Origin of the sequence: Sphingobium terrigena, assembly GCF_003591655.1 — a bacterium.
Classification (GTDB): domain Bacteria; phylum Pseudomonadota; class Alphaproteobacteria; order Sphingomonadales; family Sphingomonadaceae; genus Sphingobium; species Sphingobium terrigena.
Window position 1 is genome coordinate 74,916 of the sequence record NZ_QVRA01000019.1, and the last position, 8,043, is coordinate 82,958.

Sequence of the window (8,043 nt, forward strand, 5' to 3'; positions counted from 1 at the left end):
AGATAGGACATGAGTGCTTTTGCGCGATACGTCTCCTTTATCCGGTGCTCGGCGCCAGCAATGTGGAACTCCCCGACTTTGCTCCTTTGCGTCGCGTCCGTCTGCTGGGCTATGAACCCCATTATTGGGCGGGCGGTGCGCGACCTTGCGTCTCCTTTGTCACTCGCATTCTGGCGGTGGATGGTCGCTTTTTTGTGCGTGCTACCCTTCGCCTGGCGTCATCTCAAGGTTGACGTCCAAACGCTGCGTGCTTCCTGGCTCCTTGTCACGCTGCTCGGTTTTTTCGGTGTCGGGCTGTTTGCCTACATCGTCTACAGCGGCCTGCAATACACTACCGCTACAAACAACCTGCTGTTGCAATCGATCATGCCGATCATGATCCTTTTGATGCCGACGGTGCTGTTTGGGGAGCGGCTGCTACCCCTCCTCGCTTTAAGCGCTGCGATGTCGTTCGCGGGGATCATGTGGATCGTGACCAAGGGTCATCCCTTCAATCTAGTAGGGGGCATCTCGGTCAATCGCGGGGACTTGCTTTCCGTGGCAGGGGTATTTCTCTATTCGGCTTATGCCACCTTCCTTCGCAAGGTTCCGGCTGTACACCACCTCTCATTGCTAGCGGCGCTGTTCGCGATCGGCGCCGGCTCGCTGGCACTTCCCTACATCTCCACGCTGGCCAGAAATGGCCTGTCGATGCCGCCAATGAAACTGGCGGCGGCCATACTGTATGTCGGAGTTTTCCCTTCGCTCGTTGCTTACGCTCTTTTTAACCGTTCGGTGACGCTGATCGGATCCGTTCGTGCCGGGGCCTACATGAACCTCCCGCCAGTCTTGGGTGTGGGCCTTGCGATGCTGCTTCTTGGCGAAGGCATTGCATCCTATCATTTCATTGGTGCCCTTCTAATCATCGGCGCGATCGCCGTTTCACGCGGGTACCGCCCCAGAGCCAACGCGTGATCAGACCAAGAAAGTACTAGATATGACGGTCGGACGAGGCAATCTGGAGTATAGTGATATTTATCGTCGGGCCTCCGAAGACCCGGTGGGTTTTTGGGCGGAGGCCGCGCGCGCGATCGACTGGTTCGTTAAGCCCCGGCTTGTTTACGATGAACAGAAGGGTTGGTTTTCCGACGGGATCCTCAACACTTGTCATAATTGTCTAGACAGGCATGTCGACGCTGGTCGTGGCGATGCGGTAGCGCTGACCTATGACAGCCCAGTCACCGGCGCACTACGATCCTTCACCTATTCGCAACTTTTGTACGAAACCGGGCGGGTGGCAGCGATGCTAGCCGCGCTGGGTGTGACCAAGGGCGATCGCGTCGTCATCTTCATGCCGATGATACCTGAGACGGCATTCGCGATGCTGGCCTGCGCGCGTCTCGGGGCGATCCATTCCGTGGTGTTCGGCGGATTCGCCGCGCCGGAGTTGGCCAAGCGTATCGACGACGCCAAACCGAAGCTTATCCTGACCGCTTCGTGCGGGATAGAGGGCACACGGGCGATCGCCTACAAGCCACTGGTCGATGAGGCTGTTGCTCTTTCGTTGCAGGGTATCCAGCATGTCGTCCTTCTGCAGCGCGACCGGCTGGCTGCCGATCTTGATCATGCCCACGATATCGACTGGCAGGAATTGCGCAGCCGCACCGCCGGTGAACCTCAGCCTGCCTGCGCGCCGGTAGGCGCGACCGATCCGCTTTATATCCTCTACACGTCGGGGACGACAGGAACGCCTAAGGGTGTCGTAAGAGAAAACGGCGGCAACGCGGTGGCGCTCTCATGGTCCTTGGCAAATGTCTATGGAATTGGCCCGGGCGACGCCTTCTGGGCTGCATCCGACGTCGGCTGGGTCGTGGGCCACAGCTATATCGTCTATGGCCCGCTGTTGGTTGGCGGGACAGCCATCCTGTTCGAGGGAAAGCCGGTCGGAACGCCCGATGCCGGCACCTTTTGGCGGACGATCGTGCGCAACAAGGCCAAGGCTTTTTTCACCGCGCCCACTGCCATTCGGGCGATTCGCAAGGAAGACCCTGAAGCGAAATTCCTGAAGGACATCGGCACCGGTGATTGCCGTGTGATCTTCCTTGGCGGCGAACGTGCTGACCCCGCGACCATCGCCTGGCTCGAACGAGCAAGTGGATTGCCGGTCATTGATCACTGGTGGCAGACCGAATTGGGATGGCCGGCCATTGCATCGTGTTTTGCCATAGGCGACTTGCGTTGTAAACCGGGCAGCGCTGGACATGCGGTGCCCGGATATGAATTTGCTATCCTCGATGACTATGGCAGTCCAGTGGACGATGGCGAAAATGGCAATGTTGTTATTCGCGCGCCCCTTCCGCCTGGTGCCTTCCGTACATTGTGGAACAACCCGGCCGGATTTGCCAAAAACTTCGCCAGTTTCCCCGGCTTCTACGAAACCGGTGATTCCGGCTATCGCGACGACGCCGGCTTTCTCCACATCATGGGACGTACCGATGACGTCATCAATGTCGCGGGCCATCGCCTTTCTACCGGACAGATGGAGGAGATTGTGGCGCGACTCCCTGATGTTGCCGAGTGCGCGTTGGTCGGCGCGAAAGATCCTGTCAAAGGCATGGTTCCTGTTGCATTCGTAACCACGCGCAGAGGTTCGGCCGATGATGGGATAATTTCCAAGCTCGCGATCGACGCTGTTCGCGCCGAGTTGGGTGCCGTGGCGGCACTGAAAACCGTTTACGTTGTCGACCAATTGCCAAAGACGCGCTCTGGCAAGATTCTCCGGAACCTTTTGCGGAGGATCGTCGATCAGGAACCTTTCACTCTGCCGCCGACAATAGACGACGCCGATATACCCCAGGCCATCGCCTTGCGAGTGAATGGCGCCTGATCATTGTTTACGTGGCCGCGAACATCCCGGTCAAACCGGAAGAACCGATTTAACGCGGTGCCCCGCTCCGAGCTTGAACTCCACCCAGCGGCGAACCCTCAGAAAAAGGCCTGCAGACCCGTCTGAGCGCGTCCCAGAATCAGCGCATGGACATCATGCGTACCCTCATAGGTATTAACCGTCTCCAGGTTCATCATGTGGCGTATAACCTGATAATCCTCTGAAATACCGTTGCCGCCATGCATGTCGCGGGATTGGCGGGCGATGTCGAGCGCCTTCCCGCAATTGTTGCGCTTCAAGATAGAAATCATCTCGGGCTCCATCCGCCCCTCGTCGAAAAGGCGACCGACACGCAACGAGGCCTGCAGTCCCAGCGCAATTTCGGTCTGCATGTCGGCAAGCTTCTTCTGAAACAGCTGGGTCTGCGCGAGCGGCCGCCCAAATTGCTTGCGGTCCAGGCCATATTGGCGCGCGGCATGCCAGCAGAACTCAGCTGCGCCCAACACACCCCAGCTAATGCCATAACGAGCTCGGTTCAGGCAGCCAAACGGCCCGCCGAGGCCCTCGACATGCGGTAACAGCGCTTCCTCGCCGACCTCGACCTCGTTCATGATGACCTCCCCAGTAATAGAGGCGCGAAGCGACAGCTTGCCACCGATCTTGGGCGCCGACAGTCCTTTCGTTCCCTTCTCCAGGACGAAGCCGCGGATATTGCCACCGTGCGCATCGGACTTCGCCCAGATTACGAATACGTCAGCGATCGGCGCGTTGGATATCCAGGTCTTCGCACCGTTGATCCGGTAGCCGCCCTCGATCTTTGTCGCGCTGGTAGTCATGCCGCTGGGGTCAGATCCGGCTTGGGGCTCTGTCAACCCGAAGCAGCCTATCCATTCTCCCGACGCGAGTTTCGGCAGAAATCCGCGCTTCTGTTCTTCCGAGCCATAGGCAAAGATCGGGTGCATCACAAGCGACGATTGCACCGACATCATCGAGCGATACCCCGAGTCGACGCGCTCCACCTCGCGTGCAATTAACCCGTAGGCGACATAACCGACTCCTGCGCCGCCATACTCGGGCGGAACCGTGGGACCAAGCAGTCCAAGCTCCCCCATCTCGCTGAAAATCGCAAGGTCCGTCCGCTCCTCTCGGAACGCGTCAATGACACGCGGTTGTAGCCGCTCTTGCGCGTAGCTCCGCGCAGCATCACGGATCATGCGTTCGTCACTGGTGAGCTGGTCGTCAATAAGAAAGGGATCAATCCATTGAAAGCTCCCGTGTACTTGTAGCTCAGGTTCGCTCATTTCCGGACCTTTATTTTATTGCTCATTAGAATAGAAGCTTGGCCCGAAACTGCCCTATCGAAGCACTCCTCCAGAGACAATTCCAAATGCATTTGGTCGACCATATCAAAGTTTTTTTGAAAGCGGCATATGAATTATTTTTCGGCTTCAGTGGCACTGTTCCCATCAGGCTGAACAAACTGGCATTGTTGCGCTGATGGAGCCGATTGTCGAGCAGAGTGCTTTGACGATCAAATGTTTGACGCGACCCGACCGGTCGCTACAGCGCGACCATGTCTTTTTTTAAACGCCTTGATGCAAAGCGATTCCGCCCAACAGACCTTGTCAGTGGCGCCTGGAACGTCCGTGAGCAGCATGTAGCACCCGCATTGGGTTTGCTCGCTCATGCTATTGAACTTGACCATGCAGTTCGTCGTGACAGCATACTGACGATGGCTCGCGTTTCCTACGACATCCTCGGCACTCTGCCGATCGATGAATTCGAAATTGACGTGTCGGTGATCAGGCCAGGACGGACCATCGAGCTGGTCGAAGCGCGTCTAAGCCACGCCGCGCGAGCCATTGTGATCGCACGGGCGTGGCTTCTTCAAACGCCGGATACGTCCGCCATTTCTGGAACACCGGTGTTGGCTATCCCAACCCCCGAGACCTTAGCCTTGTGGAAGCCAGAGACATTGTGGCGGGGCGGATTTGTCCGATCTATCGAGGTTCGTCGGTCATTGCTCGGAGTAGGCCGCGCCGTTTCGTGGATCCGTTCTGAAGTGCCACTTGTTGCGGGCGAGAGCGTAAGTCCAACAGCCAGGGCCTTAGGAATTATCGACATAGCTAATGGACTCGCAGCGAGGGAGGACGTCAACGAGATCGCATTTCCCAATATCGACTTGACTGTTCACTTTATTCGCAAGCTTCGAGGATTATGGTTGGGCTTGGACACCACGGTCTCCTTTGGTCCAAGCGGTATCGGCTTAACTCATAGTATAGTTCACGATCAGGACGGGCCAATCGGTGTCGTTTCACAAAGCTTGACAATACGGCACTAAATCAAAGCCAAATATCAGCAAATAATCGTTGCAGGAAAACGGGCTAAAATCGCTATCAAAGCAGTTGTGCGAGAGAAAATTGCCACCCCAATGCCTTTTTCAAACCAAATCGCTTCTGGCTTAATATTCTGCTTGACTATCACAGATACTCTAAAAGTCGGGTTTACAAATTCCTAACAATAAGCGATATAATGGGCTATTAGTATAAGAGTTTTATGTTAAAATCGATATTTTTAAAATTTAAACAAACGGATTTTTGGTACGGAATGCGGCTTCCGACGAAGCCGCCCCTCGTTTCCGAGATGATCGCGCCCCTTAATCCGGGATATTGCCGCCCCCGGAACGGGGCCTTCGGCAACGATCGTTGTTGTTTCGTTTGAAGCCTACGTCAAGCGGGCCGATTGCCTTTTGAGCGCCGCTTGCTGTCGCCATCGAGGTCAAGGCGATGTGCATTGTGAACCAGACGATCGAGGATCGCGTCGGCGTATGTGGGGTCCGCGATCACCTGCTGCCAACTGGTCAAGGGAAGCTGACTGGACTTGTAACGGATTTGCGCCGGTCACCTGAGCGATTAGAGCTCGCAACAGGAGACCGACGAGATGATCAAGCACACAGAAGAGTTCAAGCAGGAGGCGGTGCGGATTGCACTGACCAGCGGGTTACCCCGCGACAGGGTTGCATCGGATTTGGGGATAGGGAAGTCGACGCTGGGCAAATGGGTGTCACAGTATCGGCCATCTGACCTGGTGGCAGCGCCGCAGGCAGATCTGGCGCGTGAGAATGAACGCCTTCGTCTTGAGAACCGTGTGCTGCGGGAGGAGAGGGAAGTGCTAAAAAACCGTCGCCGGCTGAGCCCGCCTGTGCGCGGTAGAAACGGGTCGTGCTATGGTGCGGTCGGGAGGGTCGCGGCCGATGGCTNTGGACTTGTAACGGATTTGCGCCGGTCACCTGAGCGATTAGAGCTCGCAACAGGAGCCCGACGAGATGATCAAGCACACAGAAGAGTTCAAGCAGGAGGCGGTGCGCATCGCGCTGACCAGCGGGTTACCCCGCGACCGGGTCGCATCGGATTTGGGGATAGGTAAGTCGACACTGGGCAAATGGGTGTCACAGTATCGGCCATCTGACCTGGCGGCAGCGCCGCAGGCAGATCTGGCGCGTGAGAATGAACGCCTTCGCCTTGAGAACCGTGTGCTGCGGGAGGAGAGGGAAGTGCTAAAAAACCGTCGCCGGCTGAGCCCGCCTGTGCGCGGTAGAAACGGGTCGTGCTATGGTGCGGTCGGGAGGGTCGCGGCCGATGGCTTATTGGAGGCATGATACCCCGTTAAAAAACGTGGCCCGTGGGTGTTTGCGTACTTGAGAGTGGTGACGCCGTCTTGCGGCGATCCCGGTTAGGAAGATGACGTTTAGCATCGCCCATACCCTCCTGTTTTGAAGGAGGACTTGGAATGGAACGATCAAAATCCGGCGCGTTGTCTATGGTCAATCCGCGCGCCGCTGCCATCGACATCGGGTCGACTATGCATATGGCGGCCATAAATCCCAACGCCGACGATAATCCGGTACGAGCGTTTGGCACATTCACCGGCGATCTCCATGATATGGCCCGCTGGTTCAAGACATATGGCGTCACTACTGTCGCGATGGAATCGACCGGTGTTTACTGGATTCCGGCCTATGAAGTGCTTGAAGGACACGGCTTTGAGGTGATCCTGGTCAATGCGCGATATGCCAAGAATGTACCGGGTCGCAAAACCGACGTCAGTGACGCTGCATGGTTGCAACGCCTGCACAGCTACGGGCTGCTGCGGGGGAGTTTCCGTCCCGAGGCGGGCGTGGCGACCATGCGTGCCTATCTGCGGCAGCGCGAGCGGCTGATCGAATATGCTGCCTCACATATTCAGCACATGCAGAAGGCGCTGATGGAAATGAATGTGCAACTCCATCACGTCGTCTCCGACATTACCGGCGTGACAGGAATGCGGATAATCAGGGCCATTGTGAGCGGGGAACGTACGCCCAGCACGCTGGCACAAATGCGCGACGTCCGCTGCCACGCGACTATTGAGACCATCTGTGCGGCATTATCGGGGAACTGGCGCGACGAACATATCTTCGCGCTTGGCCAGTCTCTGGCCCTGTTCGACTTCTACCAAACCAAAGTTCTCGAATGTGATCGAAAGCTTGAGATCGCACTCAAGGCGCTCGAAATCAACGAGGGACATGATGTTCGCCAACTCCCAAAAGTCCGGACCAAAAGGCGACAGGTGAACACGCCCGACTTCGAGGTCCGGTCAGCGCTCTATCGCGTGCTGGGCGTCGACCTGACACAGATCCACGGAATCGGCCCTTCGCTCGCGCTCAAACTGGTTGGCGAGTGCGGCACCGATCTTGCCGCATGGCCCAGTTCGAAGCATTTTACGTCTTGGTTGTGCCTGGCACCAGGCAACAAGATATCGGGGGGTAAGTTGCTGTCGTCCAAAACCCGACGATCTTCGAGCCGCGCTGCAGCACTCCTGCGTCTGGCCGCAACCACCATCGGTCGAAGTGACACCGCGCTGGGCGCTTTTTACCGAAGGCTGTCGGCGCGCGCTGGAAAAGCAAAAGCGGTCACCGCAACCGCACGCAAAATCGCCGTGCTGTTCTATAACAGCCTGCGCCACGGCATGGCGTATCATGATCCCGGCGCCTCACAATATGAGGAGCGCTATCGCAGTCGGGTGATCGGAAATCTGCAGCGCCGCGCCAAGGCCTTCGGCTTCATCCTGCACGAAATGCCTGGGGAGCCTGATATGGCTGTTTCTTAGGAAGGCCACGCAGTTCTTCGCGAGCCAAA

Annotated in this window: 6 protein-coding genes and 2 pseudogenes; 6 read left to right on the forward strand and 2 right to left on the reverse strand. The window is 57.1% G+C overall.

Going from position 1 to position 8,043, the window contains the following annotated elements; all coding sequences use genetic code 11:
* Nucleotides 1–60 precede the first annotated feature (60 nt).
* Together D0Z70_RS17775 and D0Z70_RS17780 are read left to right on the forward strand one after the other, a co-directional pair.
* Nucleotides 61–954, forward strand: coding sequence for a DMT family transporter (locus tag D0Z70_RS17775; protein WP_235955280.1), 894 nt, complete (start codon nt 61–63; stop codon nt 952–954).
* Between the two features lie 22 nt (nt 955–976).
* On the forward strand, nt 977–2,866 hold the full coding sequence (locus D0Z70_RS17780) for an AMP-binding protein (protein ID WP_119748720.1): 1,890 nt from the start codon (nt 977–979) through the stop codon (nt 2,864–2,866).
* A gap of 98 nt (nt 2,867–2,964) precedes the next feature.
* Here the strand turns inward: D0Z70_RS17780 and D0Z70_RS17785 are convergent, their stop codons facing one another.
* Complete coding sequence (locus D0Z70_RS17785) at nt 2,965–4,167, reverse strand: acyl-CoA dehydrogenase (protein ID WP_088190078.1); 1,203 nt, start codon at nt 4,165–4,167, stop codon at nt 2,965–2,967.
* A 272-nt stretch (nt 4,168–4,439) separates the two neighbouring features.
* Between D0Z70_RS17785 and D0Z70_RS17790 the strand changes: the two genes are divergently transcribed.
* Entirely contained in the window at nt 4,440–5,207 is a 768-nt protein-coding gene (locus D0Z70_RS17790; protein WP_088190079.1) for a thioesterase family protein, read from the forward strand.
* Between the two features lie 388 nt (nt 5,208–5,595).
* On the opposite strand, the gene D0Z70_RS17795 is transcribed toward D0Z70_RS17790, so the two are convergent.
* Nucleotides 5,596–5,730, reverse strand: coding sequence for an ATP-binding protein (locus D0Z70_RS17795; RefSeq protein WP_420820391.1), 135 nt, complete (start codon nt 5,728–5,730; stop codon nt 5,596–5,598).
* 76 nt (nt 5,731–5,806) lie between these two features.
* Between D0Z70_RS17795 and D0Z70_RS25460 the strand changes: the two are divergent.
* From D0Z70_RS25460 to D0Z70_RS17810, 3 genes and pseudogenes are all read left to right on the forward strand, one after another.
* Nucleotides 5,807–6,043: pseudogene (locus D0Z70_RS25460) on the forward strand (transposase); the annotation flags it as partial.
* A 148-nt stretch (nt 6,044–6,191) separates the two neighbouring features.
* A pseudogene (locus D0Z70_RS17805) lies at nt 6,192–6,428 on the forward strand (transposase); the annotation flags it as partial.
* A gap of 227 nt (nt 6,429–6,655) precedes the next feature.
* Nucleotides 6,656–8,014, forward strand: a complete 1,359-nt coding sequence (locus D0Z70_RS17810) for an IS110 family RNA-guided transposase (RefSeq protein WP_048578827.1) — start codon at nt 6,656–6,658, stop codon at nt 8,012–8,014.
* Nucleotides 8,015–8,043 lie beyond the last annotated feature (29 nt).